The following is a 26,875-nucleotide window of genomic DNA, read 5'->3' on the forward strand; positions in this document are numbered from 1 at the left end:
TTTAGAGCGACTTTAGCAAAAAATCGCCCTGAATTGATCGATAGCTGTTATTGCCGCGGCAAATCATCCCACGTGCCGGGGGCAAGCTGCGCCTTAACGTCGGGATAGCGGGCGGGATCAAATACCGGCGGAACGCCGAGTTTGCGCTGACGCAGATAGTCTCTGGCAATCAGGGTCACAACGGGTGAGAGCAGCAGGATAGCGGTGAGGTTCGTGATCGCCATCAGCGCCATAATGATATCGGCCAGCTGCCAGACCAGCGGCATACTGAGGAAGGAGCCAGCGATGATCATCAGAATGACCGCGAGACGCAGGGTTCCGATTGCGGCGCGGGAGTCGAGTTTCAGGAAAATAAGGTTATTTTCGGCGTAGAGGTAATTCACCACAATCGAACTGAAGGCAAACAGCACCAGGACGAGCGAGACAAATCCTGCTCCCCAGCCGCCGGTCAGGTTCACCAGCGCCTGCTGGAGAAGCTGTATCCCGGCGGTACCAGAAGAATGCGGGACGGGGCCTGCCAGCAGCAAAATCATGGCGCTGGCGGAGCAGATGATAATGGTATCGGTAAAGACGCCAATCATCTGCACAATGCCCTGTGCCGCCGGGTGTGGCGGCCAGGAAGAGGCGGCAGCGGCCGCGTTGGGGGTTGACCCCATTCCGGCTTCATTGGAGAACATGCCCCGCTGAAAACCCGCCATCAGCGCCTGGCTGAAGGTGTAGCCCAGCGCCCCGGAGGCCACCTCGCGCCAGCCAAAAGCGCTTTTGACGATGGTCGCAATCACGCCCGGCACCTGGTCGATATGCAGTGCGGCGACGAACAGGCTCGCGACAACCCAAAGCAGCGCCATAACGGGAACCAGCCACTGCATCAGGCGGGCGATGCCCCTGAGACCGGCTGAAATGGTGAGCAAAACGACGAGAGCTAACACGATACCGGCGATCCACTCCGGGCAGGAGAAGGCATAGCGCAGGGCATTGGCGACAGAATTTGCCTGGACGGTATTAAAAATAAGGCCGTACGCGAGCAGTAAAAAAAGCGAGAACAGAACGCCCATCCAGCGCATCCCTAAGCCACGCGCCATGTACCAGGCAGGACCGCCGCGAAACTGGCCGTTTTTATCTTTCTCTTTATACAGCTGGGCGAGCGAACTTTCCGCAAAGGAGGTGGCCATCCCGAGTAGCGCCGTTACCCACATCCAGAAGACCGCGCCTGGCCCACCGGCGCTGATGGCCAGCGCAACGCCCGCCAGATTCCCGCTGCCGAGGCGTGCCGCCAGGCTGGTACAGAGTGCCTGGAACGACGTTAATCCGCCCGGCTGGGGCGTAACGCTGTTTTTCAGACTTCTGCCAAACTTGCGAATATAACGAAACTGGATAAACCCACTGCGTAGCGTAAACCAAATACCTGCTCCCAGAAGCAGGTAAATCATTATCGAACCCCACAGGACTTCGTTAATAAAGAAAAAGAAATCAGGCATTAACGTCCCTCTTGTTGATGCCAAAGTGAATATGTAAGCGCTACCACTGATTGGGCATGCTGTTGCTTAGCAGCCTGTTAATCTTCCGAGTTTACCATACTCTGCCTAAGCGCACTGTCTGCGGTTGCGCTACCCCTCCGTCGTGTTATCATCAGGGCAGACCGGTTACATCCCCCTAACAAGTAAACCTGTCATTTTTCCGCTGCAGGCATGCTGTCGGTAGCGTGAATTATCCAGGGCACGTTAAAAGAGAAACACTATCATGACGGATAAATTGACCTCCCTTCGTCAGTTCACCACTGTCGTAGCTGACACCGGAGATATCGCGGCAATGAAGCTGTACCAGCCGCAGGATGCCACAACCAACCCTTCTCTGATCCTTAACGCCGCACAGATCCCTGAGTATCGCAAACTGATTGACGACGCAGTGACCTGGGCGAAAGCGCAGAGCAATGACCGCGCGCAGCAGGTTGTGGACGCTACCGACAAGCTGGCAGTGAACATCGGTCTGGAAATCCTGAAGCTGGTTCCTGGCCGTATCTCTACCGAAGTGGATGCACGTCTCTCCTACGACACCGAAGCGTCTATCGCGAAAGCGAAACGCCTGATCAAAATGTACAACGACGCTGGCATCAGCAACGACCGTATCCTGATCAAACTGGCTTCTACCTGGCAGGGTATCCGCGCGGCAGAGCAGCTGGAAAAAGACGGTATCAACTGTAACCTGACCCTGCTGTTCTCCTTCGCGCAGGCGCGTGCATGTGCAGAAGCAGGCGTATACCTGATTTCTCCGTTCGTGGGCCGTATTCTGGACTGGTACAAAGCTAACACCGATAAGAAAGAGTACGCGCCGGCTGAAGATCCAGGCGTGGTTTCTGTTACTGAAATCTACGAATACTACAAACAGCACGGCTATGAGACAGTGGTTATGGGCGCAAGCTTCCGTAACGTCGGAGAAATCATCGAGCTGGCTGGCTGTGACCGCCTGACCATCGCCCCTGCGCTGCTGAAAGAGCTGGCAGAAAGCGAAGGTACCATCGAGCGTAAGCTGTCCTACACCGGTGAAGTGAAAGCACGCCCAGAGCGCATCACTGAATCCGAGTTCCTGTGGCAGCACAACCAGGATCCAATGGCTGTAGACAAGCTGGCGGACGGTATCCGTAAGTTTGCTGTTGACCAGGGCAAACTGGAAAAAATGATCGGCGACCTGCTGTAATCATTCTGCGTGACCGGGTTCCCGGTCACGCGACTTCTTTCGTACCCTGTCTGAATCTCCTCTCTGCGTGTATCATTCCCTTTAATCAGTACTTTTTGAATGGAATGGATATGAATACCTTACGCATCGGCTTAGTGTCGATTTCTGACCGCGCCTCCAGCGGCGTTTACCAGGATAAAGGCATCCCCGCTCTGGAAGAGTGGCTTGGCAGCGCGCTGACCACCCCCTTTGACATTCAGACCCGCCTGATCCCTGACGAACAGCCGATCATCGAGCAGACGCTCTGCGAGCTGGTGGATGAGATGAGCTGCCACCTTGTTCTGACGACGGGCGGAACCGGCCCCGCGCGCCGCGACGTGACGCCGGACGCAACGCTGGCGATCGCCGATCGTGAAATGCCGGGCTTCGGCGAACAGATGCGCCAGATCAGTCTACACTTTGTTCCGACGGCCATTCTTTCCCGCCAGGTGGGAGTGATCCGCAAGCAGGCGTTGATTCTGAACCTGCCGGGGCAGCCGAAGTCGATCAAAGAGACGCTGGAAGGGCTGAAGGCGGAAGATGGCAGCGTCCTCGTTCACGGCATCTTTGCGAGTGTACCTTATTGTATACAGCTGCTTGACGGCCCCTATGTGGAAACCGATGAGAAAGTAGTAGCAGCTTTTCGCCCGAAAAACGCACGTCGCGAAACAATCTCCTGAAATTAACCAATATGTGGCATTAGCTGAAGCGGCGATAGCGTGGTAAAGCTTTTACGGTATAGTAATTTTTTCTTTACGATTGCTGTAAAAATAAATCCACAACACACGCAAATGGTTCGCTATGTCACATAACACCCGACCTCTGAATCGACAGGACTACAAAACCCTCACGCTCGCGGCCTTAGGCGGCGCGCTGGAGTTTTACGACTTCATCATCTTTGTTTTCTTCGCCGCCGTGGTGGGAGAACTCTTCTTCCCGGCGGATATCCCGGAATGGCTGCGTCAGGTGCAAACCTTCGGCATTTTTGCCGCCGGATATCTGGCGCGTCCGCTGGGCGGCATTATCATGGCCCACTTTGGCGATCTGGTCGGGCGCAAGAAGATGTTTACCCTTAGCATTTTGCTGATGGCCGTGCCGACGCTGGCCATTGGTCTGCTGCCCACCTATGCCTCGATGGGCATCCTTGCTCCGTTGCTGCTGTTGCTGATGCGCGTCCTTCAGGGCGCGGCGATTGGCGGTGAAGTGCCGGGCGCGTGGGTGTTTGTCGCGGAGCATGTTCCGGCGCGCCGCATTGGTATTGCCTGCGGAACCTTAACCGCGGGGTTAACGGTAGGGATTTTGCTTGGTTCCGTCGTCGCGACAATTGTAAACACCAGCATGACGCAGCAGGCCGTGCACGACTGGGGCTGGCGTATTCCGTTCCTGCTGGGCGGGGCGTTTGGTCTGGTCGCGATGTACCTGCGCCGCTGGCTGCAGGAGACGCCGATTTTCCTCGAGATGCAGCAGCGCAAGGCGCTGGCGCAGGAGCTGCCGGTGAAGGCGGTCGTGGTACGCCATAAAAAAGCGGTGGTGGTGTCGATGCTGCTCACCTGGCTGCTCTCGGCGGGCATTGTGGTGGTGATATTGATGTCCCCGGTGTGGCTGCAAAAGCAGTACGGTTTCGCTCCTGCCGTGACGCTACAGGCGAACAGTATCGCGACAATCATGCTCTGCTTTGGCTGCCTGGCCGCCGGGCTGGCGGCAGATCGTTTCGGTGCCAGCGTTACCTTTATCGTCGGCAGCCTGTTACTGGCCGCATCAAGCTGGGCGTTTTACCATCTGGCGGGTAGCCATCCTGAACAGCTGTTCCTGCTGTACGGCACGGTAGGGCTGTGCGTGGGCGTTGTCGGGGCGGTACCGTACGTGATGGTCCGCGCGTTCCCGCCGGAGGTACGCTTCACCGGGATCTCATTTTCCTACAACGTGTCGTATGCCATTTTTGGCGGGCTGACGCCGATTGCGGTGACGGTGCTGATGGGCGTGTCGCCGATGGCGCCAGCCTGGTATGTACTCGCGCTCTCGCTGATGGGGCTGGTATTAGGATTTTGGCTTCGTCAGGCGGGGGGATGTCGTGCCCGCGAGGCGGGCACGACAGAGGGATCAGTGTTTTTCACCAATCGGTAGAATGGTGCGGTCAAACTGCTCGTTCAGCACTTCACCCATTGCGAGGTAGATAGCGCTTGCGCCGCAAACCAGACCAATCCAGCCTGCAACATGAACGATGCCTTCGTTATCCACCAGGTGACCAATCGCCAGCAGGGCGAACAGTACGGTCAGGCTCAGGAAAACGAACTGCAGCATGCGGTTACCTTTCAGGGTGCCGAAGAACATGAACAGGGTGAAGACGCCCCACAGGCCCAGGTAAACGCCCAGGAAGTGGGCGTTTGCCGCGTCTGCCATGCCCATTTTAGGCAGCAGCAGAATGGCAACCAGGGTCAGCCAGAAAGAACCGTAAGAGGTGAAGGCGGTTAAGCCGAAGGTATTGCCTTTCTTATATTCCAGCAGGCCCGCGAAGATTTGCGCGATACCGCCGTAAAAAATGCCCATCGCCAGAATAATGCCATCCATCGGGAACATCCCGATGTTGTGCAGGTTCAGCAGGATAGTGGTCATGCCAAAACCCATCAGGCCCAGCGGAGCCGGATTAGCCAACTTAGTGTTGCCCATAAGTCCTCAAAAAAATCATCATTAATATGGTGAAATGGTTAAACCCGCGTCAATACTCCCTGACGGGGCGCGGCATCATAATGGGCGCTATCGATGGCGTCTATGATCTCATCAGGGTGAAATTAAAATTTTTTTTATGCTTGCCCCTTGATGGATGCCGTCGCGACCCCATCTTGTAGTCAACCGCAGTGTGTGGACCTGAAAAAAATCAAATCTGGGCAGTTGAAAAAGCACGTTCTGCCCTTATTACAGGTACACAACCACATGTTGACTGAATTTTTAGTGGAGACGTTTAGATGGGTAAAATTATTGGTATCGACCTGGGTACTACCAACTCTTGTGTAGCGATTATGGATGGCACTACTGCACGCGTGCTGGAGAACGCCGAGGGCGATCGCACCACGCCTTCTATCATTGCTTATACCCAGGATGGTGAAACTCTGGTTGGTCAGCCGGCTAAACGTCAGGCAGTGACAAACCCGCAAAACACCCTGTTTGCGATTAAACGCCTGATCGGCCGCCGCTTCCAGGACGAAGAAGTTCAGCGTGACGTTTCCATCATGCCTTACAAAATCATCGCGGCAGATAACGGCGATGCATGGCTTGATGTGAAAGGCACCAAAACTGCACCACCGCAGATTTCTGCTGAAGTGCTGAAAAAAATGAAGAAAACCGCTGAAGATTACCTGGGTGAGCCGGTAACTGAAGCTGTTATCACCGTTCCTGCGTACTTCAACGATGCTCAGCGTCAGGCAACCAAAGATGCTGGCCGTATCGCAGGTCTGGAAGTAAAACGTATCATCAACGAACCAACCGCTGCTGCACTGGCTTACGGTCTGGATAAAGAAGTTGGCAACCGCACTATCGCGGTTTACGACCTGGGTGGTGGTACCTTCGATATCTCTATTATCGAAATCGACGAAGTTGACGGCGAAAAAACCTTCGAAGTTCTGGCAACCAACGGTGATACCCACCTGGGTGGTGAAGACTTCGATACCCGTCTGATCAACTACCTCGTTGACGAGTTCAAGAAAGATCAGGGCATTGACCTGCGTAACGATCCGCTGGCCATGCAGCGCCTGAAAGAAGCCGCTGAGAAAGCGAAGATCGAGCTGTCTTCCGCTCAGCAGACCGACGTGAACCTGCCGTACATCACCGCAGACGCGACCGGTCCTAAACACATGAACATCAAAGTGACCCGTGCGAAACTGGAAAGCCTGGTAGAAGACCTGGTGAACCGTTCTATCGAGCCGCTGAAAGTTGCTCTGCAGGACGCTGGCCTGTCTGTATCTGACATCCAGGACGTTATCCTGGTTGGTGGTCAGACCCGTATGCCAATGGTTCAGAAGAAAGTGGCTGAGTTCTTTGGTAAAGAGCCACGTAAAGACGTTAACCCGGACGAAGCGGTCGCAATCGGTGCTGCGGTTCAGGGTGGCGTACTGACCGGTGAAGTTAAAGACGTACTGCTGCTGGACGTTACCCCGCTGTCTCTGGGTATCGAAACCATGGGCGGTGTGATGACTGCGCTCATCAACAAAAACACCACCATCCCAACGAAACACAGCCAGGTGTTCTCTACCGCTGAAGACAACCAGTCTGCGGTAACCATCCATGTGATTCAGGGTGAGCGTAAGCGCGCGGCGGATAACAAATCTCTGGGTCAGTTCAACCTGGACGGTATTAACCCGGCACCGCGCGGCATGCCGCAGATCGAAGTGACCTTCGACATCGATGCTGACGGTATCCTGCACGTGTCTGCGAAAGACAAAAACAGCGGTAAAGAGCAGAAGATCACCATCAAGGCATCTTCTGGCCTGAATGAAGCGGAAATCGAAAAAATGGTTCGCGATGCCGAAGCTAACGCGGAATCCGACCGTAAGTTCGAAGAGCTGGTTCAGACCCGCAACCAGGGTGACCATCTGTTGCACAGCACCCGTAAGCAGGTTGAAGAAGCAGGCGATAAGCTGCCAGCGGAAGACAAGACTGCTATCGAAGCTGCACTGAGCGCGCTGGAATCCTCACTGAAAGGTGAAGACAAAGCGGACATCGAAGCGAAGATGCAGGAACTGGCGCAGGCTTCTCAGAAGCTGATGGAAATCGCTCAGCAGCAGCACGCTCAACAGCAGGCGGGCGCTGACGCTTCGGCGAACAACGCGAAAGACGACGACGTTGTCGACGCTGAGTTCGAAGAAGTTAAAGATAAAAAATAATCGCCCTGATGCAGGGTAATTAATCGGCACGGGCGTAGGAGAATTCTCCACGCCCGTGCTCGCATGTTAAGGGGCTTAAAAAAACCAATGGCAAAGCAAGACTATTACGAGATTTTAGGCGTTCCGAAAACTGCGGAAGAGCGTGAAATCAAAAAGGCGTACAAGCGCCTGGCCATGAAATTCCACCCGGACCGTAATCAGGGTGACAAAGAGGCTGAAGCCAAATTTAAAGAGATCAAAGAAGCCTACGAAGTCCTGACCGATGCACAGAAACGTGCGGCCTATGACCAATACGGTCACGCAGCCTTTGAACAGGGCGGCATGGGCGGCGGTGGATTCGGCGGCGGCGGCTTTGGCGGCGGCGCTGACTTCAGCGATATCTTTGGCGATGTATTTGGCGATATCTTCGGCGGCGGGCGTGGTCGTCAGCGCGCGGCGCGCGGCGCGGACCTGCGCTACAACATGGAGCTGACGCTGGAAGAGGCCGTTCGCGGTGTCACCAAAGAGATCCGTATCCCGACGCTGGAAGAGTGTGACGTTTGCCACGGCAGCGGCGCGAAAGCGGGTACGCAGCCTCAGACCTGTCCAACCTGTCACGGCTCTGGCCAGGTACAGATGCGTCAGGGCTTCTTCGCGGTACAGCAGGCCTGTCCTCACTGTCACGGTCGCGGCACGCTGATTAAAGATCCATGCACCAAATGCCACGGGCACGGTCGCGTTGAGAAAACGAAAACCCTGTCCGTTAAAATCCCGGCTGGCGTTGATACGGGCGACCGCATCCGTCTGGCAGGTGAGGGCGAAGCAGGCGAGCACGGCGCACCGGCGGGCGATCTGTACGTTCAGGTTCAGGTCAAGCAGCACGCCATCTTTGAGCGTGAAGGTAATAACCTGTACTGCGAAGTGCCGATCAACTTCGCGATGGCGGCACTGGGCGGTGAAATCGAAGTGCCTACGCTGGACGGTCGCGTGAACCTGAAAGTACCTGGGGAAACCCAGACCGGCAAGCTGTTCCGCATGCGCGGAAAAGGCGTTAAATCCGTTCGCGGTGGCGCCCAGGGCGACCTGCTGTGCCGCGTCGTCGTCGAAACGCCGGTTGGCCTGAACGACAAGCAGAAACAGCTGCTGAAAGAACTGCAGGAGAGCTTTGGCGGCCCAACGGGTGAGAAAAACAGCCCGCGTTCCAAAAGCTTCTTCGATGGCGTCAAAAAATTCTTCGATGATTTGACCCGCTAATTCGTTAGCTGATTTTCATCTTCGAAAGCCCGGAAGCGATTCCGGGCTTTTTTATTTGCGCGTATAGCTCGGTTAAACTGAGTCTATACTCAACATTAATCTGTTTTTGCCGAGCTATTTGGCTTGGTATTATGGTTTTATCGAGGTATTGTTGTAAAAGAGAGAACTTAAATGAAATTACTACACCGTTTCTTTAGCAGTGAGGCGTCCGGTGGGGTGATCCTGATTATTGCCGCAGCGGCCGCGATGGTGCTGGCTAACCTTGGCATCACGCAGGATCTCTACCATGCATTTCTGGAAACGCCCGTTGAGCTGAAGGTCGGGGCGCTGGAAATTAACAAGAACATGCTGCTGTGGATCAACGATGCGCTAATGGCGGTATTCTTCCTGCTGGTAGGTCTTGAGGTTAAGCGTGAGCTGGTTCTGGGCTCGCTTGCCAGCCGCCAGCGCGCGGCGTTTCCTGTGATCGCAGCCATCGGCGGAATGGTCGTTCCGGCGTTGCTCTTCCTGGCGTTCGCCTGGCAGGATCCTGTTGCGCGTGACGGCTGGGCGATCCCGGCCGCGACGGATATCGCCTTTGCGCTCGGTGTCTTAGCCTTGCTCGGTAGCCGCGTGCCGGTGGCCCTGAAAATATTCCTGATGGCGCTGGCGATCATCGATGACCTGGGCGCCATTGTGATTATCGCGCTGTTCTATACCAGCGATCTGTCGATCCTGTCCCTGAGCGTCGCCGCCGGGGCGATTGCGGTGCTGGCGCTGCTGAACATCTTCAATGTTCGCCGCATCGGTATCTATATCCTGGTGGGGATGGTGCTGTGGACGGCGGTGCTGAAATCCGGCGTGCACGCCACGCTGGCAGGCGTGATTGTGGGCTTCTTCGTGCCGCTTAAACCGCAGGACGGCAAGTCGCCTGCCAAACAGCTGGAGCATGTGCTGCACCCGTGGGTTGCCTTTATGATCCTGCCGCTGTTTGCGTTTGCCAACGCGGGCGTTTCCCTCGGCGGCGTGACGCTGGACGGGCTGACGTCCGTGCTGCCGCTGGGCATCATTGCCGGGCTGTTTATTGGTAAGCCGTTGGGCATTAGCCTCTTCTGCTGGCTGGCGACGAAGCTGAAGCTGGCGTCATTACCGCACGGCACAACGTTTGGTCAAATTATGGCCGTCGGCGTGCTGTGTGGCATCGGGTTTACGATGTCGATCTTTATCTCGACCCTTGCGTTTGGTGCGCATGCGCCTGAGCTTATCGTCTGGGCTAAACTCGGCATTCTCATCGGGTCATTACTGGCCGCGGTAATCGGTTATACCTTGTTGAAGGTGAAGTTGTCCGGACAGGCCGTCCAGGCATAACGGAACACCGGGAGGAGGCGATCCTCCTTCCGATATACACTCAGGGAGAGAAGACGCGATGTCTCATTTAAATTACAACCATCTGTACTACTTCTGGCACGTCTACAAACAGGGCTCGGTAGTGGGGGCGGCAGAGGCGCTCTACCTGACGCCGCAAACCATCACCGGGCAAATCAAGGCCCTGGAAGAGCGCCTGCAGGGCAAGCTGTTCAAGCGTAAAGGGCGTGGGATTGAACCCAGCGAACTGGGTGAACTGGTGTTCCGCTATGCGGACAAAATGTTCACCCTGAGCCAGGAGATGCTGGATATCGTCAACTATCGCAAAGAGTCGAACCTGCTCTTTGACGTGGGCGTGGCGGATGCGCTGTCCAAGCGGCTGGTGAGCGGCGTGCTGGATGCGGCGGTAGTCGAAGACGAGCAAATCCACCTGCGCTGCTTTGAATCCACCCACGAGATGCTGCTGGAACAGCTGAGCCAGCACAAGCTGGACATGATTATCTCGGACTGCCCGATTGACTCCACCCAGCAGGAAGGGCTGTTCTCGGTGAAGATTGGCGAATGCGGCGTGAGCTTCTGGTGCATTAATCCACCGCCGGAGAAACCGTTCCCCGCGTGCCTTGAAGAGCGCCGTCTGCTGGTGCCGGGAAGACGTTCCATGCTCGGACGCAAGCTGCTGAACTGGTTTAATTCGCAGGGGCTGAAGGTAGAAATCCTCGGTGAGTTCGACGATGCGGCGCTGATGAAAGCCTTTGGCGAAGCCCATAATGCGATCTTCGTTGCGCCGACGCTGTACGCGCACGATCTCTATTCAGACGACAAGATTACGGAGATAGGCAGAGTGGATAACGTGCTGGAGGAGTATCACGCCATATTTGCCGAAAGAATGATTCAGCACCCGGCGGTGCAGCGAATCTGCAATCGTGACTACTCGGCGCTGTTTACGCCACCGGCAATCTGAAGGCATAAAAAAACCCGCGTTAAGCGGGTTCTTTAAACAAGCAACAACAAGTAGCGATTAAGCCAGTTTGTTGATCTGCGCGGTCAGGTTTGCTTTATGACGCGCTGCTTTGTTTTTGTGGATCAGACCTTTAGCAGCCTGACGATCCACGATTGGTTGCATTTCGTTAAATGCGTTCTGCGCTGCAGCTTTGTCGCCTGCTTCGATTGCTGCGTATACTTTCTTGATGAAAGTACGCATCATAGAGCGACGGCTTGCGTTGTGCTTACGAGCCTTTTCAGACTGAACGGCACGTTTCTTAGCTGATTTGATATTAGCCAAGTCCAACTCCCAAATATGTTCTATGTGGACAATTCAAAGGCCGAGGAATATGCCCTCTTTGCCTTCTTTTGTCAATGGATTTGTGCAAATAAGCGCCGTTAATTAGCGACGCTACGTTACGTAGTGATGGCGCAGGATTCTACCAGCTTGTCTTCCCTGAATACAGCCTTTCGGCATAAAAATCGCAGTTCAGGAGCAGATTTTTTCGCTGCGAAAGGTCAGCCTGATGAAATCATTACGGCTTTCTGTTTTGCGCGAACAATCGCCGGTTAACCTTAACCGCTGTACAAGGTATACTTTGGCGATTTTCACTGTTTTGAGCCAGACATGAAGCTGATACGCGGCATACATAATCTCAGCAGCGCGCCACACGGGTGCGTGCTGACTATTGGTAATTTCGACGGCGTGCATCGTGGTCATCAGGCGCTGTTGCAGGGATTGCGTAAAGAAGGGGAGGCCCGCGGCCTGCCCGTTGTAGTGATGATTTTCGAGCCGCAGCCGCTGGAGCTGTTCGCGGGCGATAAATCTCCCGCCCGACTCACTCGCCTGCGCGAGAAATTGCGCTATCTGGCGGAGTCCGGCGTGGACTATGTATTGTGTTTACGTTTCGATCGTCGCTTTGCCGCGCTGACAGCACAAAATTTCGTCAGCGACCTGCTGGTTAAGCGTCTTGGCGTACAGTTTCTCGCCGTGGGTGATGATTTCCGCTTTGGCGCTGGTCGTCAGGGCGATTTCTTGCTATTACAGAAGGCTGGTCTGGAGTACGGATTTGACGTCACCAGCGCGATGACCTTCTGCGAAGGCGGCGTACGCGTCAGCAGCACGGCGGTGCGTCAGGCGCTGGCTAATGATGACCTGGACACGGCAGAAACCCTGCTGGGGCATCCGTTCACTATCTCTGGCCGCGTGGTCCATGGCGATGCGCTGGGCCGCACGATAGGCTTCCCGACGGCGAATATACCGCTGCGTCGTCAGGTTTCCCCGGTTAAAGGGGTGTATGCGGTGGAAGTAGCAGGACTGGGCGATAAGCCGTTCTACGGCGTCGCCAACATTGGCACGCGTCCGACCGTCGCCGGTGTGCGTCAACAGTTAGAAGTGCACCTGCTGGACGTTGTAATGGACCTCTATGGTCGCCATATAGATGTGATACTGCGTAAAAAAATACGCAACGAGCAGCGATTTGGTTCGCTGGATGAACTAAAAGCGCAAATTGCGCGAGATGAATTGACGGCCCGCGAGTTTTTTGGGCTTTGAACCCGGCTTAACTGCCTACGTGATAAATACGGAACCGAGAATCTGATGAGTGACTATAAATCAACCCTGAATTTGCCGGAAACAGGGTTCCCGATGCGCGGCGATCTCGCCAAGCGCGAACCGGGAATGCTGGCGCGTTGGACCGATGATGACCTGTACGGCATCATTCGTGCAGCCAAAAAAGGCAAAAAAACCTTCATTCTGCATGATGGCCCTCCATATGCGAATGGCAGCATTCATATTGGTCACTCGGTTAACAAGATTCTGAAAGACATTATCGTGAAGTCCAAAGGCCTCACGGGATATGACTCGCCTTACGTTCCAGGCTGGGACTGCCACGGTCTGCCAATCGAGTTGAAAGTGGAGCAAGAGTTTGGCAAGCCTGGTGAGAAGTTCACCGCCGCCGAGTTCCGTGCGAAGTGCCGCGAATACGCAGCCACGCAGGTTGACGGTCAGCGCGCTGACTTCATCCGTCTGGGCGTGCTGGGCGACTGGTCGCATCCGTACCTGACCATGGACTTCAAAACGGAAGCCAACATCATCCGTGCGCTGGGTAAAATCATCGGTAACGGCCACCTGCACAAAGGCGCTAAGCCGGTGCACTGGTGCGTGGACTGCCGTTCTGCGCTGGCAGAAGCGGAAGTTGAATATTACGACAAAACCTCTCCATCTATCGACGTGGCGTTCCAGGCCGTCGATCAGGATGCGGTGAAAGCTAAATTTGGCGTCTCCTCGGTAAACGGCCCGATCTCTCTGGTGATCTGGACCACCACCCCGTGGACCCTGCCAGCCAACCGCGCGATCTCCCTGTCCGGTGAGTTCGAATACGCGCTGGTGCAGATTGACGGTCAGGCGGTTATCCTGGCGAAAGATCTGGTTGAGAGCGTGCTGAAGCGCGCGCATATCAGTGACTACACCGTGCTGGGCACCGTGAAAGGTGACGCCCTGGAGCTGATGCGCTTCAAGCACCCGTTCCTGGACTTCGACGTTCCGGCGATCCTGGGCGACCACGTGACGCTGGAAGCGGGTACCGGTGCGGTGCATACCGCCGGTGGCCACGGTCCTGACGACTACAACATCAGCCTGAAGTACGGTCTGGAAATCGCTAACCCGGTTGGCCCGGACGGATCTTATCTGCCTGGCACCTACCCGGCGCTGGACGGTATCAACGTCTTCAAAGCGAACGACATCATCGTCGACATGCTGCGCACCAGCGGCGCGCTGCTGCACGTTGAAAAAATGCAGCACAGCTATCCGTGCTGCTGGCGTCACAAGACCCCGATCATCTTCCGTGCGACCCCGCAGTGGTTCGTCAGCATGGATCAGAAAGGCCTGCGCGAGCAGTCTCTGAAAGAGATCAAAGGCGTGCAGTGGATCCCTGACTGGGGCCAGGCGCGTATCGAATCCATGGTGGCTAACCGTCCTGACTGGTGTATCTCCCGTCAGCGTACCTGGGGCGTGCCGATGTCTCTGTTCGTACATAAAGAGACGCAGGAGCTGCACCCGAACACCCTGGAACTGATGGAAGAAGTGGCGAAGCGCGTCGAAGTTGACGGCATTCAGGCGTGGTGGGATCTCGACGCCCGCGACATCCTGGGCGTTGACGCAGACAACTACGAGAAAGTGCCGGATACCCTGGACGTGTGGTTCGACTCCGGGTCTACTCACTCCTCCGTGGTTGACGTGCGTCCGGAATTTGCCGGTCACGCTGCCGATATGTATCTGGAAGGATCTGACCAACACCGCGGCTGGTTCATGTCATCTCTGATGATCTCCACCGCCATGAAGGGTAAAGCGCCTTACCGTCAGGTACTGACTCACGGCTTCACCGTGGATGGTCAGGGCCGCAAGATGTCCAAATCTATCGGTAACACCGTTTCTCCGCAGGATGTGATGAACAAGCTGGGCGCAGACATTCTGCGTCTGTGGGTGGCCTCTACCGATTACACCGGCGAAATGGCGGTTTCTGACGAGATCCTGAAGCGTGCTGCCGACAGCTATCGTCGTATCCGTAACACCGCGCGCTTCCTGCTGGCGAACCTGAACGGGTTCGATCCGGCAAAAGACATGGTGAAACCGGAAGAGATGGTGGTGCTGGATCGCTGGGCGGTAGGCTGCGCGAAAGCGGCGCAGGAAGATATCCTGAAAGCCTATGAGTCTTACGACTTCCACGAAGTGGTGCAGCGCCTGATGCGCTTCTGCTCCATCGAGATGGGCTCGTTCTACCTCGACATCATCAAAGACCGCCAGTACACCGCGAAGGCGGACAGCGTGGCGCGTCGTAGCTGCCAGACCGCGCTGTTCCACATCGCAGAAGCGCTGGTTCGCTGGATGGCGCCGATCATGTCCTTCACCGCGGACGAAATCTGGGGCTACCTGCCGGGCGATCGTGAGAAGTATGTGTTCACGGGCGAGTGGTACGAAGGTCTGTTCGATCTCTCCAGCACCGAAGCAATGAACGATGCCTTCTGGGACGAGCTGCTGAAAGTGCGTGGCGAAGTGAACAAGGTTATCGAGCAGGCGCGCGCAGACAAAAAAGTCGGCGGCTCTCTGGAAGCGGCAGTTACGCTGTACGCCGAACCGGAGCTGGCGGCGAAGCTGACGGCGCTGGGCGATGAATTACGATTTGTCCTGTTGACCTCCGGTGCGAAAGTTGCGGATTATGCCGATGCTTCTGCTGATGCTCAGCAGAGCGAACTGCTCAAAGGACTGAAAGTCGCGCTGAGCAAAGCCGACGGTGAGAAATGCCCGCGTTGCTGGCATTACACCACCGATGTTGGCCTGGTGGCGGAACACGCAGACATCTGCGGACGCTGTGTAAGCAACGTCGCCGGTGACGGCGAAAAACGTAAGTTTGCCTGATGAGTAAAACTCTCTGTTCAACAGGACTGCGCTGGCTGTGGCTGGTTGTGGTGGTGCTGATTATCGATCTGGGCAGCAAGTTCCTGATCCTCCAGAATTTTGCTCTGGGGGAGACGGTTCCGCTGTTCCCGTCGCTTAACCTGCACTACGCGCGTAACTACGGCGCAGCGTTTAGTTTCCTTGCCGACAGCGGTGGCTGGCAGCGCTGGTTCTTTGCGGGTATCGCTCTCGGTATCTGCGTGATCCTCGCGGTGCTGATGTACCGCTCGAAGGCGACGCAAAAGCTGAATAACATCGCCTACGCGCTGATCATTGGCGGCGCGCTGGGCAACCTGTTTGACCGCCTGTGGCACGGCTTTGTGGTCGATATGATCGACTTCTACGTCGGCGACTGGCACTTCGCGACCTTTAACCTGGCCGACACCGCAATTTGCGTTGGCGCCGCGTTAATCGTGCTGGAAGGCTTCCTGCCTAAACCCGCCGCGAAAGAGCAGGCGTAACACACTCGCCCGGCGGCGTAACGCCACCGGGCAAAACAAGTGAGCAATTTGCATGTCTAAATCCGTACAGAGCAACAGCGCGGTTCTCGTTCACTTCACGCTGAAGCTGGATGACGGCTCCACGGCCGAATCCACCCGCAATAACGGCAAACCAGCCCTGTTTCGCCTGGGCGATACCTCCCTGTCTGAAGGTCTTGAGCAGCAGCTTCTGGGCCTGAAAGAGGGTGAGAAAAAAGCCTTTTCGCTGGAGCCGGATGCCGCGTTTGGCGTGCCGAGTCCGGACCTGATCCAGTATTTCTCGCGCCGCGAGTTTATGGACGCGGGTGAACCGGAGATCGGAGCGATTATGCTCTTTACCGCTATGGACGGCAGCGAAATGCCTGGTGTGATCCGCGAAATCAACGGCGACTCCATTACCGTTGACTTCAACCATCCGCTTGCCGGGCGTACCGTTCATTTTGATGTTGAAGTGCTGGAAATCGATCCTGCACTGGAGGCCTGAAATGCAGATCCTGTTGGCTAACCCGCGCGGCTTCTGCGCCGGTGTAGACCGCGCTATCAGCATTGTTGAAAACGCGCTGGAGATTTACGGCGCGCCGATTTATGTGCGTCACGAAGTGGTGCACAACCGCTACGTGGTCGACAGCCTGCGCGAGCGCGGCGCCATCTTTATCGAGCAGATCAGCGAAGTGCCGGACGGTGCGATCCTGATCTTCTCCGCGCACGGCGTCTCGCAGGCGGTACGTAACGAAGCGAAAAGCCGCGACCTGACCGTCTTCGATGCCACCTGTCCGCTGGTGACAAAAGTGCATATGGAAGTGGCGCGCGCCAGTCGTCGTGGTGAAGAGTCGATTCTGATTGGCCATGCCGGCCATCCGGAAGTCGAAGGCACCATGGGGCAGTACAGCAACCCGGAAGGGGGGATGTATCTGGTTGAGTCGCCTGAAGATGTCTTTACGCTGAACGTTAAAAATGAGGCCCGTCTGTCGTTTATGACTCAGACGACGCTCTCCGTAGACGATACCTCAGACGTGATTGACGCGCTGCGTCAGCGCTTCCCGAAAATCGTCGGTCCGCGTAAGGATGATATCTGCTACGCGACCACTAACCGTCAGGAAGCGGTGCGCGCGCTGGCTGAACAGGCGGATGTGGTGCTGGTGGTCGGCTCCAAAAACTCGTCTAACTCCAACCGTCTGGCCGAACTGGCGCAGCGTATGGGGAAAGCGGCGTTTCTGATCGACGATGCTACGGACATTCAGGAAGCGTGGGTGAAAGAGGCGAAATGTGTAGGCGTCACCGCAGGCGCTTCCGCGCCGGATATTCTGGTGCAAAACGTGATTACCCGTCTGCAGGAGCTGGGCGGTGGCGAGGCTATTCCGCTGGAAGGGCGTGAAGAGAACATCGTTTTCGAAGTCCCGAAAGAACTGCGCATCGACGCCCGCGAAGTCGAATAGTCCTTTTTCTGATGAAAGGCCAGCACCTCCTGTGCTGGCCTTTTTTTTACCCGTTACTTTATCGTGACGACAAAATCATGTCTTTTACTGATATTTAAGTCGGTTTCACGTTAAATTCTAATTATCGGTGTTTTCAGTTGGCAGTGCTTCTCAAGGCTGGTTAATCTGAAAACGGTTTACATCATTTTAACGTAAGAGAATAACTATGCATGATGCACAGATCCGTGTCGCCATTGCGGGCGCGGGTGGACGTATGGGCCGTCAGCTGATTCAGGCGGCACTTCAGATGGATGGCGTCGCGCTTGGCGCGGCACTGGAGCGTGAAGGTTCGTCGCTTCTGGGGGCCGATGCCGGTGAGCTGGCGGGCGCAGGCCACACGGGCGTTACCGTGCAAAGCAGCCTGGAGGCGGTTAAAGAGGATTTCGATGTCTTCATCGATTTTACCCGCCCGGAAGGGACGCTCGCGCATCTGGCATTTTGCCGTCAGCACGGCAAAGGGATGGTGATCGGCACCACCGGTTTTGACGATGCGGGCAAGCAGGCTATCCAGGATGCATCCAAAGAAATTGCGATTGTCTTCGCCGCAAACTTCAGCGTCGGCGTTAACGTCATGCTGAAGCTGCTGGAGAAGGCCGCGAAGGTAATGGGCAACTATACCGATATCGAGATCGTAGAAGCTCACCACCGTTACAAGGTTGATGCGCCATCTGGCACGGCGCTGGCGATGGGCGAAGCAATTGCGCATGCACTAGATAAAGATTTAAAAGACTGCGCGGTCTATACCCGCGAAGGTTACACCGGCGAACGCGTGCCTGGCACCATTGGCTTTGCAACCGTGCGCGCGGGCGACATCGTCGGCGAACACACGGCAATGTTCGCCGATATTGGCGAACGTGTCGAAATTACGCATAAAGCCTCCAGCCGAATGACGTTCGCCAACGGTGCGGTACGTTCCGCTTTGTGGCTTAAAAACAAGGAAGATGGTCTTTTTGATATGCGAGACGTGCTCGATCTCAACAATTTGTAAGCATTATTACCCATCGTGATGTGGTTATTGCAGTCGTAATTGTTTGATTGCATAGGGCAATATTTTATTGCCCTTTTATTTTATCTGTTTCATCGCGTGCTTTTGCTTAATGCTCTAAAAATATATCTCTTATAGCGTTTTAACGTTACTGAAATGTAAATTTTGACCATCCGGTCTACTTTTTCATGCTCCAACACGACATTTTTTATTAAACCCGGCGCGCAAGCGTTTTCTGCAGTGATTTACCTGATCTTTTTGTTGCTTAAGCTCTGTTCCGCTCGCCAGGCTTGCAAAAGGTTAAGCAAAATATCCGTTTTAAGTTGACTTTTACCCACCAAATCTCCAGAATGCCGCCGTTTGCCAAAAATCCGCTGGCAACACATTTGCATTGATCCATGACATGCTATGAATTAATATGCAAATAAAGTGAGTGAATATTCTCTGGAGGGTGTTTTGATTAAGTCAGCGCTATTGGTTCTGGAAGACGGAACCCAGTTTATCGGTCGGGCCATAGGGGCAACGGGTTCGGCGGTTGGGGAAGTCGTTTTCAATACTTCAATGACCGGTTATCAAGAAATCCTCACTGATCCTTCCTATTCTCGCCAAATCGTTACTCTTACTTACCCTCATATCGGCAATGTCGGCACCAACGCGGCTGACGAAGAATCCTCTCAGGTACATGCGCAAGGCCTGGTCATCCGCGACCTGCCGCTGATTGCCAGCAACTTCCGCAATACCGAAGACCTCTCTTCTTACCTGAAGCGCCATAACATCGTGGCGATTGCCGATATCGATACCCGTAAATTAACGCGTCTGCTGCGCGAGAAGGGTGCACAGAACGGCTGCATCATCGCGGGTGATAACCTCGATGCGACGCTGGCGCTGGAAAAAGCGAAAGCCTTCCCGGGCCTGAACGGCATGGACCTGGCGAAAGAAGTGACTACTGCTGAAGCCTACAGCTGGACTCAGGGTAGCTGGACGCTGGAAGGCGACCTGCCGGAAGCGAAAAAAGAGAGCGAGCTGCCGTTCCACGTGGTGGCCTACGATTTCGGCGCCAAGCGCAACATCCTGCGCATGCTGGTTGACCGCGGCTGCCGCCTGACGGTGGTGCCGGCACAAACGTCCGCCGAAGACGTGCTGAAGATGAATCCGGACGGTATTTTCCTGTCCAACGGCCCTGGTGACCCGGCGCCGTGCGATTACGCCATCGCCGCCATCAAGTCCTTCCTGGAAACCGACATCCCGGTATTCGGCATCTGCCTCGGCCATCAGCTGCTGGCGCTGGCGAGCGGTGCAAACACCGTTAAGATGAAGTTCGGCCACCACGGTGGTAACCACCCGGTGAAAGACATCGATAACAACACGGTGATGATCACCGCGCAGAACCACGGCTTTGCCGTCGATGAAGCCTCGATGCCGGCTAACCTGCGCGTGACCCATAAGTCGCTGTTCGATGGCACCCTGCAGGGGATTCATCGCACCGATAAGCCAGCATTCAGCTTCCAGGGCCACCCGGAAGCGAGCCCGGGCCCGCACGACGCCGCGCCGCTGTTCGATCACTTCATCGAACTTATCGAGCAATACCGTAAGACCGCTAAATAATCAGGAGCCGAGAAGACAATGCCAAAACGTACAGACATAAAAAGCATCCTGATCCTTGGCGCTGGCCCGATCGTCATCGGCCAGGCCTGCGAATTCGACTACTCCGGCGCGCAGGCGTGTAAAGCCCTGCGCGAAGAGGGTTACCGCGTTATCCTGGTGAACTCTAACCCGGCCACCATTATGACCGACCCGGAAATGGCCGATGCTACCTACATTGAGCCGATTCACTGGGAAGTGGTGCGTAAAATCATCGAGAAAGAGCGTCCGGACGCGGTGCTGCCAACCATGGGCGGCCAGACGGCGCTGAACTGTGCGCTGGAGCTGGAGCGTCAGGGCGTGCTGGAAGAGTTCGGCGTGACCATGATTGGTGCGACCGCCGACGCGATTGATAAAGCAGAAGACCGTCGCCGCTTCGACGTGGCAATGAAGAAAATCGGCCTCGACACCGCGCGTTCCGGTATCGCACATAACATGGAAGAAGCGCTGGCCGTCGCGGCTGACGTGGGCTATCCGTGCATCATCCGTCCATCGTTCACCATGGGCGGCACCGGCGGCGGTATCGCCTACAACCGCGAAGAGTTCGAAGAGATTTGCGAACGCGGTCTGGATCTCTCCCCAACCAAAGAGCTGCTGATTGATGAATCGCTGATTGGCTGGAAAGAGTACGAGATGGAAGTGGTGCGTGATAAAAACGACAACTGCATCATCGTCTGCTCCATCGAAAACTTCGATGCGATGGGTATCCACACCGGCGACTCCATCACCGTTGCGCCAGCCCAGACCCTGACCGACAAAGAGTATCAAATCATGCGTAACGCCTCGATGGCGGTACTGCGTGAAATCGGCGTGGAAACCGGCGGTTCTAACGTGCAGTTCTCGGTGAACCCGAAAACCGGCCGTCTGATTGTTATCGAAATGAACCCGCGCGTGTCCCGTTCCTCCGCGCTGGCCTCTAAAGCGACCGGCTTCCCGATTGCGAAAGTAGCGGCGAAGCTGGCGGTGGGCTACACCCTAGACGAGCTGATGAACGACATCACCGGTGGCCGCACGCCTGCGTCCTTCGAGCCGTCAATCGACTACGTTGTCACCAAAATTCCACGCTTCAACTTCGAGAAATTCGCAGGCGCGAACGACCGTCTGACCACCCAGATGAAATCTGTCGGTGAAGTGATGGCGATTGGCCGCACGCAGCAGGAATCCCTGCAGAAAGCGCTGCGCGGCCTCGAAGTGGGCGCGACCGGCTTCGACCCGAAAGTGAGCCTGGACGACCCGGAAGCGCTGACCAAAATTCGCCGCGAGCTGAAAGACGCTGGCGCAGAGCGTATCTGGTATATCGCCGATGCCTTCCGTGCGGGCCTGTCCGTCGACGGCGTGTTCAACCTGACCAACATCGACCGCTGGTTCCTGGTGCAGATTGAAGAGCTGGTGCGTCTGGAAGAGCAGGTCGCGGAGCTGGGCATCAATGGCCTGGACGCTGATTTCCTCCGCGTGCTGAAGCGTAAAGGCTTCGCCGATGCGCGTCTGGCTAAGCTGGCGGGCGTGCGTGAAGCGGAAATCCGCAAGCTGCGCGACCAGTATGACCTGCACCCGGTCTACAAGCGCGTAGACACCTGTGCGGCTGAATTCTCGACCGACACCGCCTACATGTACTCCACCTATGAAGACGAGTGCGAAGCGAACCCGTCCGTCGACCGCGACAAGATTATGGTGCTGGGCGGCGGTCCAAACCGTATCGGCCAGGGCATCGAGTTCGACTACTGCTGCGTACACGCCTCCCTGGCGCTGCGCGAAGACGGTTACGAGACCATCATGGTCAACTGTAACCCGGAAACCGTCTCTACCGACTACGACACCTCTGACCGCCTCTATTTCGAGCCGGTTACCCTGGAAGACGTGCTGGAAATCGTGCGCATCGAGAAGCCAAAAGGCGTTATCGTGCAGTACGGCGGCCAGACCCCGCTGAAGCTGGCGCGCGCGCTGGAAGCAGCAGGCGTGCCGGTTATCGGCACCAGCCCGGACGCGATTGACCGTGCTGAAGACCGCGAGCGTTTCCAGCAGGCGGTTGACCGTCTGAAGCTGAAACAGCCGGCGAACGCCACCGTCACCGCCATTGAAATGGCCGTTGAGAAGGCGAAAGAAATTGGCTACCCGCTGGTGGTGCGTCCTTCGTACGTGCTGGGCGGCCGCGCGATGGAAATCGTGTATGACGAAGCCGACCTGCGTCGCTACTTCCAGACCGCTGTGAGCGTGTCGAACGATGCGCCAGTGCTGCTCGACCGCTTCCTCGACGACGCGGTGGAAGTGGATGTGGACGCCATCTGCGACGGCGAAATGGTGCTGATTGGCGGCATCATGGAGCACATCGAGCAGGCTGGCGTGCACTCCGGCGACTCCGCCTGTTCTCTGCCGGCGTACACGCTGAGCCAGGAGATTCAGGACGTGATGCGCCAGCAGGTGCAGAAGCTGGCCTTCGAGCTGCAGGTTCGCGGCCTGATGAACGTCCAGTTCGCGGTGAAAGACAACGAAGTCTACCTGATTGAAGTGAACCCGCGTGCGGCACGTACCGTACCGTTCGTCTCCAAAGCCACCGGCGTACCGCTGGCGAAAGTGGCGGCGCGCGTGATGGCGGGCCAGACGCTGGCGCAGCAGGGCGTGACCAAAGAGATCATTCCACCGTACTACTCGGTGAAAGAAGTGGTGCTGCCGTTCAACAAATTCCCGGGCGTTGACCCGCTGTTAGGGCCAGAAATGCGCTCTACCGGGGAAGTGATGGGCGTGGGCCGCACCTTCGCCGAAGCGTTCGCGAAGGCGCAGCTGGGCAGTAGCTCCACCATGAGAAAATCAGGCCGTGCGCTGCTCTCCGTTCGCGAAGGCGACAAAGAGCGCGTGGTTGACCTGGCCGCCAAGCTGCTGAAACAGGGCTTCGAGCTGGACGCAACCCACGGTACGGCGATTGTGCTGGGCGAAGCCGGCATCAACCCGCGTCTGGTGAACAAGGTGCATGAAGGTCGTCCGCACATTCAGGACCGTATCAAGAATGGCGAGTACACCTACATCATCAATACCACCGCAGGCCGCCAGGCGATTGAAGACTCCAAGCTGATTCGCCGCAGCGCGCTGCAGTACAAAGTGCACTACGACACCACCCTGAACGGCGGTTTCGCGACGGCCATGGCGCTGAACGCGGATGCCACCGAGAAGGTGATTTCGGTTCAGGAAATGCACGCGCAGATTAGCAAGTAAGTAAAAATGCCCGGTGCCGTTCGGTTGCCGGGCATTCTCCCATCTTCAGAACCTTCTGGTTTTTCATCCGCATTCAGTCAGTTAGCCTAAAATGGTTAGGTCGATAACGAAATTCAACTGAGAGCAGGGGAAAACACCATGCAAAATAAATTACTGATCGCTTCCGTTCTGGCTGCCACGACAATGTTTACCGTTGCGGGCTGTTCGTCTAATCAGGCCGTAAAAACCACCGATGGCAAAACCATTGTCACCGACGGCAAACCGCAGGTAGATGACGATACCGGTCTGGTGTCGTATAAAAACGCCGAAACCGGTCAAACCGAGCAGATCAACCGTGACCAGGTGAAATCCATGGGCGAGCTGGATAACTAATTCAGAATTCTGACGTAACCCCGTCAATAATATTCACTATTAGCCTGTTGAATTACTGACTACACTCTTTTGTTAAAAGAAAGCAGTAACAACAGGCTAATCAATGATTCTGATAATTTATGCCCATCCTTATCCGCAGCACTCGCATGCGAATAAGCGGATGCTTGAGCAGGTAAGGACGCTTGATAACGTAGAGATACGTTCCCTCTATCAACTTTATCCCGATTTTAATATCGATATCGCCGCCGAACAGGAGGCGCTCTCCCGTGCCGATCTGATTATCTGGCAGCACCCCATGCAGTGGTACAGCACGCCTCCGCTCCTGAAGCTGTGGATTGATAAAGTCTTCTCCCACGGCTGGGCGTACGGACACAACGGCAATGCGCTAAAAGGAAAAAGCCTGATGTGGGCGGTCACCACCGGCGGTGGTGAAAGCCATTTTGATATCGGTTCCTTCCCAGGTTTTGACGTCCTGGCGCAGCCGCTGCAGGCGACTGCGCTCTATTGCGGCCTGAACTGGCTCCCGCCTTTTGCGATGCACTGCACGTTTGTTTGCGACGATGAAACGCTGCAGGCGCAGGCTCGTCATTATAAACAACGCTTACTTGAGTGGCAGGAGACGCATCATGGATAGCCATACGCTGATACAGGCGCTGATTTACCTCGGCGCGGCGGCGCTGATTGTGCCCGTGGCGGTACGCCTGGGGCTGGGTTCGGTGCTCGGCTACCTGATTGCGGGCTGCGTCATTGGGCCGTGGGGCTTTCGGCTGGTCACGGATGCCGAGGCGATTCTCCATTTCGCTGAAATCGGCGTGGTGCTGATGCTGTTTGTGATTGGCCTGGAGCTCGACCCGCAGCGGCTGTGGAAGCTTCGCGCCTCGGTATTTGGCGGCGGGGCGCTGCAGATGGTGGCCTGCGGCCTGCTGCTGGGTGGGTTCTGCATCCTGTTGGGTATGGACTGGAAAGTGGCAGAGCTCATCGGCATGACGCTGGCGCTCTCCTCGACGGCGATTGCCATGCAGGCGATGAACGAGCGAAATCTGACGGTCTCCCAGATGGGACGCAGCGCGTTCTCGGTGCTGCTGTTCCAGGACATTGCCGCTATCCCGCTGGTGGCGATGATCCCGCTGCTGGCGGCCAGCGGTTCCTCTACCACGCTGGGCGCTTTCGCGCTGTCGGCGCTGAAGGTGGCGGGCGCGCTGGCGCTGGTGGTGCTCCTTGGCCGCTACGTGACCCGCCCGCTGCTGCGGTTTGTTGCCCGTTCTGGCCTGCGTGAAGTGTTCAGCGCCGTAGCGCTGTTCCTGGTGTTTGGCTTCGGTCTGCTGCTGGAGGAGGCCGGGCTGTCGATGGCGATGGGGGCGTTCCTCGCGGGCGTTCTGCTGGCGAGCTCTGAATACCGTCACGCGCTGGAAAGCGATATCGAGCCGTTCAAAGGACTGCTGCTGGGGCTGTTTTTCATCGGCGTCGGAATGTCCGTCGACTTCGGCACGCTGGTGACGCACCCGCTGCGGATCGTCATCCTGCTCGTCGGCTTCCTGGTCATTAAAATGGTGATGCTGTGGCTGGTTGCTCGCCCACTGAACGTGCCGGGCAGGCAGCGCCGCTGGTTCGCCGTGCTGCTGGGGCAGGGGAGTGAATTTGCGTTCGTGGTCTTTGGCGCCGCGCAGATGGCAAACGTGCTCGATCCCGAGTGGGCGAAGGCGCTGACGCTGGCGGTGGCACTGTCGATGGCGGCGACGCCGGTGCTGCTGGTGGTGCTGACGCACCTGGAAAAATCGGGCAGCGAGCAGGAGCGCGAGGCCGACGAGATCGACGAGGAGCAGCCGCGCGTCATCATCGCCGGATTTGGCCGCTACGGGCAGATCGTGGGTCGTTTACTGCTGTCGAGCGGGGTGAAAATGGTCATCCTCGATCACGATCCCGACCATGTCGATACCCTGCGTAAATTTGATATGAAGGTGTTTTACGGGGATGCGACCCGCGTCGATCTGCTGGAATCCGCCGGGGCGGCAAAAGCCGAGGTGTTAATTAACGCCATTGACGATCCGGAAACCAGCATGCAGATGGTGGAACTGGTAAAAGAGCATTTCCCGGCGCTGACTATTATCTCCCGCGCGCGTGATGTGGATCACTACATCCGGCTGCGACAGGCTGGCGTAGAGGCGCCTGAACGTGAAACGTTCGAAGGTGCGCTGAAGTCTGGCCGAGTGGCGCTGGAAAACCTGGGGCTCGGGGCGTATGAAGCGCGTGAGCGTGCAGACCTGTTCCGCCGCTTTAATACCGAGATGGTTGAAGAGATGGCGGCGATGGCCGGCAGTACGGCCACCGAGCGCGCGGCGGTGTTCAAACGCACCAGCGCGATGCTGACGGAAATCATTAACGAGGACCGTAACCACCTGTCGCTGATCCAGCGCCATGGCTGGCAGGGCACGGAAGAGGGCAAGCATACCGGCGATCCGGCTGACGAGCCCGAGAGTAAACCTTCCGCGTGAAGTGGAGTTGCCAGCAATATTAAAAAATTTCTTTATCTTTACCCTGCCGCCAGTCGACGAAAGATTAAGCTTTCCGTATAGTGGCGGCAATTTTTTGCATCCGGGAAATTTTCAATGATCAGTCTGATTGCAGCGCTGGCGGTGGACCGCGTTATCGGTATGGAAAATGCCATGCCGTGGAACCTGCCTGCCGATCTCGCATGGTTTAAACGTACTACGTTAAACAAGCCGGTAGTGATGGGCCGCCTGACCTGGGAGTCGATTGGTCGTCCATTGCCGGGCCGTAAGAATATCGTTATCAGCAGCCAGCCGGGCACTGACGATCGCGTCGAATGGGTAAAATCAGTAGACGAGGCGATTGCTGCATGCGGCAATGCCGAAGAGATCATGGTGATTGGCGGTGGGCGCGTGTACGAGCAGTTCCTGCCAAAAGCGCAGAAGCTGTATCTGACCCACATTGATGCAGAAGTGGAAGGGGATACCCATTTCCCGGACTACGATCCGGACGAGTGGGAATCGGTATTCAGCGAATTCCACGACGCGGATGCACAGAACTCCCACAGCTACTGCTTCGAGATTCTGGAACGTCGTTAAGTGATTTTCCCTCTCCCGGCCGGGAGA

22 protein-coding genes and 1 pseudogene are annotated in these 26,875 nt (G+C 56.3%); 20 read left to right on the forward strand and 3 right to left on the reverse strand.

All coding sequences use genetic code 11. The features are described 5' to 3' along the window. Positions 1-47: 47 nt before the first annotated feature. Positions 48-1,478 carry an alanine/glycine:cation symporter family protein gene (locus tag ACOTZC_RS07865; protein ID WP_023310341.1) on the reverse strand — a complete coding sequence of 477 codons (1,431 nt, stop codon included), beginning with the start codon at positions 1,476-1,478 and terminating at the stop codon, positions 48-50. A gap of 262 nt (positions 1,479-1,740) precedes the next feature. On the opposite strand from ACOTZC_RS07865, the gene tal reads away from it, so the two are divergent. The 3 genes from tal to ACOTZC_RS07880 all read left to right on the forward strand — a co-directional run bounded on the left by tal (position 1,741) and on the right by ACOTZC_RS07880 (position 4,836). Beyond that, the gene (gene tal, locus ACOTZC_RS07870) at positions 1,741-2,694 is read left to right on the forward strand and encodes a transaldolase (RefSeq protein WP_023310342.1); all 954 of its coding nucleotides are present in this window, start codon (positions 1,741-1,743) and stop codon (positions 2,692-2,694) included. Between the two features lie 110 nt (positions 2,695-2,804). After that, the gene (gene mog, locus ACOTZC_RS07875; protein WP_023310343.1) at positions 2,805-3,392 is read left to right on the forward strand and encodes a molybdopterin adenylyltransferase; all 588 of its coding nucleotides are present in this window, start codon (positions 2,805-2,807) and stop codon (positions 3,390-3,392) included. A 121-nt stretch (positions 3,393-3,513) separates the two neighbouring features. Continuing rightward, positions 3,514-4,836: an MFS transporter gene (locus ACOTZC_RS07880; RefSeq protein WP_023310344.1), complete on the forward strand. Its 1,323-nt coding sequence runs from the start codon at positions 3,514-3,516 to the stop codon at positions 4,834-4,836. Here ACOTZC_RS07880 and satP read toward each other — a convergent pair. Then, positions 4,813-5,379: an acetate uptake transporter gene (gene satP / locus ACOTZC_RS07885; RefSeq protein ID WP_023334461.1), complete on the reverse strand. Its 567-nt coding sequence runs from the start codon at positions 5,377-5,379 to the stop codon at positions 4,813-4,815. The two genes, ACOTZC_RS07880 and satP, sit on opposite strands and share 24 nt — an antisense overlap. Positions 5,380-5,675: 296 nt before the next feature. On the opposite strand from satP, the gene dnaK reads away from it, so the two are divergent. The 4 genes from dnaK to nhaR all read left to right on the forward strand — a co-directional run bounded on the left by dnaK (position 5,676) and on the right by nhaR (position 11,127). Then, complete coding sequence (gene dnaK, locus ACOTZC_RS07890) at positions 5,676-7,589, forward strand: molecular chaperone DnaK (RefSeq protein WP_023310346.1); 1,914 nt, start codon at positions 5,676-5,678, stop codon at positions 7,587-7,589. 87 nt (positions 7,590-7,676) lie between these two features. Then, entirely contained in the window at positions 7,677-8,822 is a 1,146-nt protein-coding gene (gene dnaJ / locus ACOTZC_RS07895; protein ID WP_023310347.1) for a molecular chaperone DnaJ, read from the forward strand. A 171-nt stretch (positions 8,823-8,993) separates the two neighbouring features. Continuing rightward, positions 8,994-10,169 carry a Na+/H+ antiporter NhaA gene (gene nhaA / locus ACOTZC_RS07900; RefSeq protein ID WP_045355102.1) on the forward strand — a complete coding sequence of 392 codons (1,176 nt, stop codon included), beginning with the start codon at positions 8,994-8,996 and terminating at the stop codon, positions 10,167-10,169. 58 nt (positions 10,170-10,227) lie between these two features. Next, the gene (gene nhaR, locus ACOTZC_RS07905) at positions 10,228-11,127 is read left to right on the forward strand and encodes a transcriptional activator NhaR (RefSeq protein WP_045400961.1); all 900 of its coding nucleotides are present in this window, start codon (positions 10,228-10,230) and stop codon (positions 11,125-11,127) included. A 57-nt stretch (positions 11,128-11,184) separates the two neighbouring features. Here nhaR and rpsT read toward each other — a convergent pair whose 3' ends face one another. Next, positions 11,185-11,448: a 30S ribosomal protein S20 gene (gene rpsT / locus ACOTZC_RS07910; RefSeq protein WP_003856458.1), complete on the reverse strand. Its 264-nt coding sequence runs from the start codon at positions 11,446-11,448 to the stop codon at positions 11,185-11,187. A gap of 101 nt (positions 11,449-11,549) precedes the next feature. On the opposite strand from rpsT, the pseudogene ACOTZC_RS07915 reads away from it, so the two are divergent. The 13 genes and pseudogenes from ACOTZC_RS07915 to folA all read left to right on the forward strand — a co-directional run bounded on the left by ACOTZC_RS07915 (position 11,550) and on the right by folA (position 26,848). After that, positions 11,550-11,768: pseudogene (locus ACOTZC_RS07915) on the forward strand (DUF2575 domain-containing protein). A 7-nt stretch (positions 11,769-11,775) separates the two neighbouring features. After that, positions 11,776-12,702, forward strand: coding sequence for a bifunctional riboflavin kinase/FAD synthetase (gene ribF, locus ACOTZC_RS07920; RefSeq protein ID WP_023310350.1), 927 nt, complete (start codon positions 11,776-11,778; stop codon positions 12,700-12,702). 45 nt (positions 12,703-12,747) lie between these two features. Then, the gene (gene ileS, locus ACOTZC_RS07925) at positions 12,748-15,564 is read left to right on the forward strand and encodes an isoleucine--tRNA ligase (protein ID WP_163354385.1); all 2,817 of its coding nucleotides are present in this window, start codon (positions 12,748-12,750) and stop codon (positions 15,562-15,564) included. After that, positions 15,564-16,064, forward strand: a complete 501-nt coding sequence (gene lspA, locus ACOTZC_RS07930) for a signal peptidase II (RefSeq protein ID WP_023310352.1) — start codon at positions 15,564-15,566, stop codon at positions 16,062-16,064. Before ileS ends, lspA begins: the two co-directional genes overlap by 1 nt. 52 nt (positions 16,065-16,116) lie before the next feature. Further along, on the forward strand, positions 16,117-16,566 hold the full coding sequence (gene fkpB / locus ACOTZC_RS07935; protein WP_003856450.1) for an FKBP-type peptidyl-prolyl cis-trans isomerase: 450 nt from the start codon (positions 16,117-16,119) through the stop codon (positions 16,564-16,566). Position 16,567: 1 nt separating this feature from the next. Next, on the forward strand, positions 16,568-17,518 hold the full coding sequence (gene ispH / locus ACOTZC_RS07940) for a 4-hydroxy-3-methylbut-2-enyl diphosphate reductase (protein WP_045355108.1): 951 nt from the start codon (positions 16,568-16,570) through the stop codon (positions 17,516-17,518). Between the two features lie 205 nt (positions 17,519-17,723). Continuing rightward, entirely contained in the window at positions 17,724-18,545 is an 822-nt protein-coding gene (dapB, locus tag ACOTZC_RS07945; protein WP_045619425.1) for a 4-hydroxy-tetrahydrodipicolinate reductase, read from the forward strand. 453 nt (positions 18,546-18,998) lie between these two features. Beyond that, the gene (gene carA, locus ACOTZC_RS07950) at positions 18,999-20,147 is read left to right on the forward strand and encodes a glutamine-hydrolyzing carbamoyl-phosphate synthase small subunit (protein ID WP_010427050.1); all 1,149 of its coding nucleotides are present in this window, start codon (positions 18,999-19,001) and stop codon (positions 20,145-20,147) included. A gap of 18 nt (positions 20,148-20,165) precedes the next feature. Beyond that, a complete protein-coding gene (carB, locus tag ACOTZC_RS07955) occupies positions 20,166-23,390 on the forward strand; it encodes a carbamoyl-phosphate synthase large subunit (RefSeq protein ID WP_039260850.1) in 3,225 nt (1,074 codons plus the stop codon). Between the two features lie 138 nt (positions 23,391-23,528). Continuing rightward, positions 23,529-23,762 (forward strand): YgdI/YgdR family lipoprotein, encoded by a 234-nt coding sequence (locus ACOTZC_RS07960; RefSeq protein WP_023310357.1) that lies wholly within the window; start codon positions 23,529-23,531, stop codon positions 23,760-23,762. Positions 23,763-23,865: 103 nt separating this feature from the next. After that, positions 23,866-24,396 (forward strand): glutathione-regulated potassium-efflux system oxidoreductase KefF, encoded by a 531-nt coding sequence (gene kefF / locus ACOTZC_RS07965; RefSeq protein WP_023310358.1) that lies wholly within the window; start codon positions 23,866-23,868, stop codon positions 24,394-24,396. Further along, positions 24,389-26,254, forward strand: a complete 1,866-nt coding sequence (kefC, locus tag ACOTZC_RS07970; protein WP_126303587.1) for a glutathione-regulated potassium-efflux system protein KefC — start codon at positions 24,389-24,391, stop codon at positions 26,252-26,254. Before kefF ends, kefC begins: the two co-directional genes overlap by 8 nt. Positions 26,255-26,368: 114 nt before the next feature. Next, complete coding sequence (gene folA, locus ACOTZC_RS07975) at positions 26,369-26,848, forward strand: type 3 dihydrofolate reductase (protein WP_008502023.1); 480 nt, start codon at positions 26,369-26,371, stop codon at positions 26,846-26,848. Positions 26,849-26,875: the final 27 nt, after the last annotated feature.

Source organism: Enterobacter cloacae complex sp. SHL009 (assembly GCF_049237205.1).
In the GTDB taxonomy this organism is placed as follows: domain Bacteria; phylum Pseudomonadota; class Gammaproteobacteria; order Enterobacterales; family Enterobacteriaceae; genus Enterobacter; species Enterobacter cloacae_M.

Bases quoted from the DNA above. Each gene is read 5' to 3' on its own strand.
- tal (WP_023310342.1), top strand. From the start codon at position 1,741: ATGACGGATAAATTGACCTCCCTTCGTCAGTTCACCACTGTCGTAGCT.
- dapB (WP_045619425.1), top strand. From the start codon at position 17,724: ATGCATGATGCACAGATCCGTGTCGCCATTGCGGGCGCGGGTGGACGT.
- mog (WP_023310343.1), top strand. From the start codon at position 2,805: ATGAATACCTTACGCATCGGCTTAGTGTCGATTTCTGACCGCGCCTCC.
- carB (WP_039260850.1), top strand. From the start codon at position 20,166: ATGCCAAAACGTACAGACATAAAAAGCATCCTGATCCTTGGCGCTGGC.
- dnaJ (WP_023310347.1), top strand. From the start codon at position 7,677: ATGGCAAAGCAAGACTATTACGAGATTTTAGGCGTTCCGAAAACTGCG.
- ACOTZC_RS07865 (WP_023310341.1), bottom strand. From the start codon at position 1,478: ATGCCTGATTTCTTTTTCTTTATTAACGAAGTCCTGTGGGGTTCGATA.
- nhaR (WP_045400961.1), top strand. From the start codon at position 10,228: ATGTCTCATTTAAATTACAACCATCTGTACTACTTCTGGCACGTCTAC.
- fkpB (WP_003856450.1), top strand. From the start codon at position 16,117: ATGTCTAAATCCGTACAGAGCAACAGCGCGGTTCTCGTTCACTTCACG.
- ACOTZC_RS07880 (WP_023310344.1), top strand. From the start codon at position 3,514: ATGTCACATAACACCCGACCTCTGAATCGACAGGACTACAAAACCCTC.
- nhaA (WP_045355102.1), top strand. From the start codon at position 8,994: ATGAAATTACTACACCGTTTCTTTAGCAGTGAGGCGTCCGGTGGGGTG.
- dnaK (WP_023310346.1), top strand. From the start codon at position 5,676: ATGGGTAAAATTATTGGTATCGACCTGGGTACTACCAACTCTTGTGTA.
- ispH (WP_045355108.1), top strand. From the start codon at position 16,568: ATGCAGATCCTGTTGGCTAACCCGCGCGGCTTCTGCGCCGGTGTAGAC.
- ileS (WP_163354385.1), top strand. From the start codon at position 12,748: ATGAGTGACTATAAATCAACCCTGAATTTGCCGGAAACAGGGTTCCCG.
- satP (WP_023334461.1), bottom strand. From the start codon at position 5,379: ATGGGCAACACTAAGTTGGCTAATCCGGCTCCGCTGGGCCTGATGGGT.
- lspA (WP_023310352.1), top strand. From the start codon at position 15,564: ATGAGTAAAACTCTCTGTTCAACAGGACTGCGCTGGCTGTGGCTGGTT.
- ribF (WP_023310350.1), top strand. From the start codon at position 11,776: ATGAAGCTGATACGCGGCATACATAATCTCAGCAGCGCGCCACACGGG.
- ACOTZC_RS07960 (WP_023310357.1), top strand. From the start codon at position 23,529: ATGCAAAATAAATTACTGATCGCTTCCGTTCTGGCTGCCACGACAATG.
- folA (WP_008502023.1), top strand. From the start codon at position 26,369: ATGATCAGTCTGATTGCAGCGCTGGCGGTGGACCGCGTTATCGGTATG.
- kefF (WP_023310358.1), top strand. From the start codon at position 23,866: ATGATTCTGATAATTTATGCCCATCCTTATCCGCAGCACTCGCATGCG.
- kefC (WP_126303587.1), top strand. From the start codon at position 24,389: ATGGATAGCCATACGCTGATACAGGCGCTGATTTACCTCGGCGCGGCG.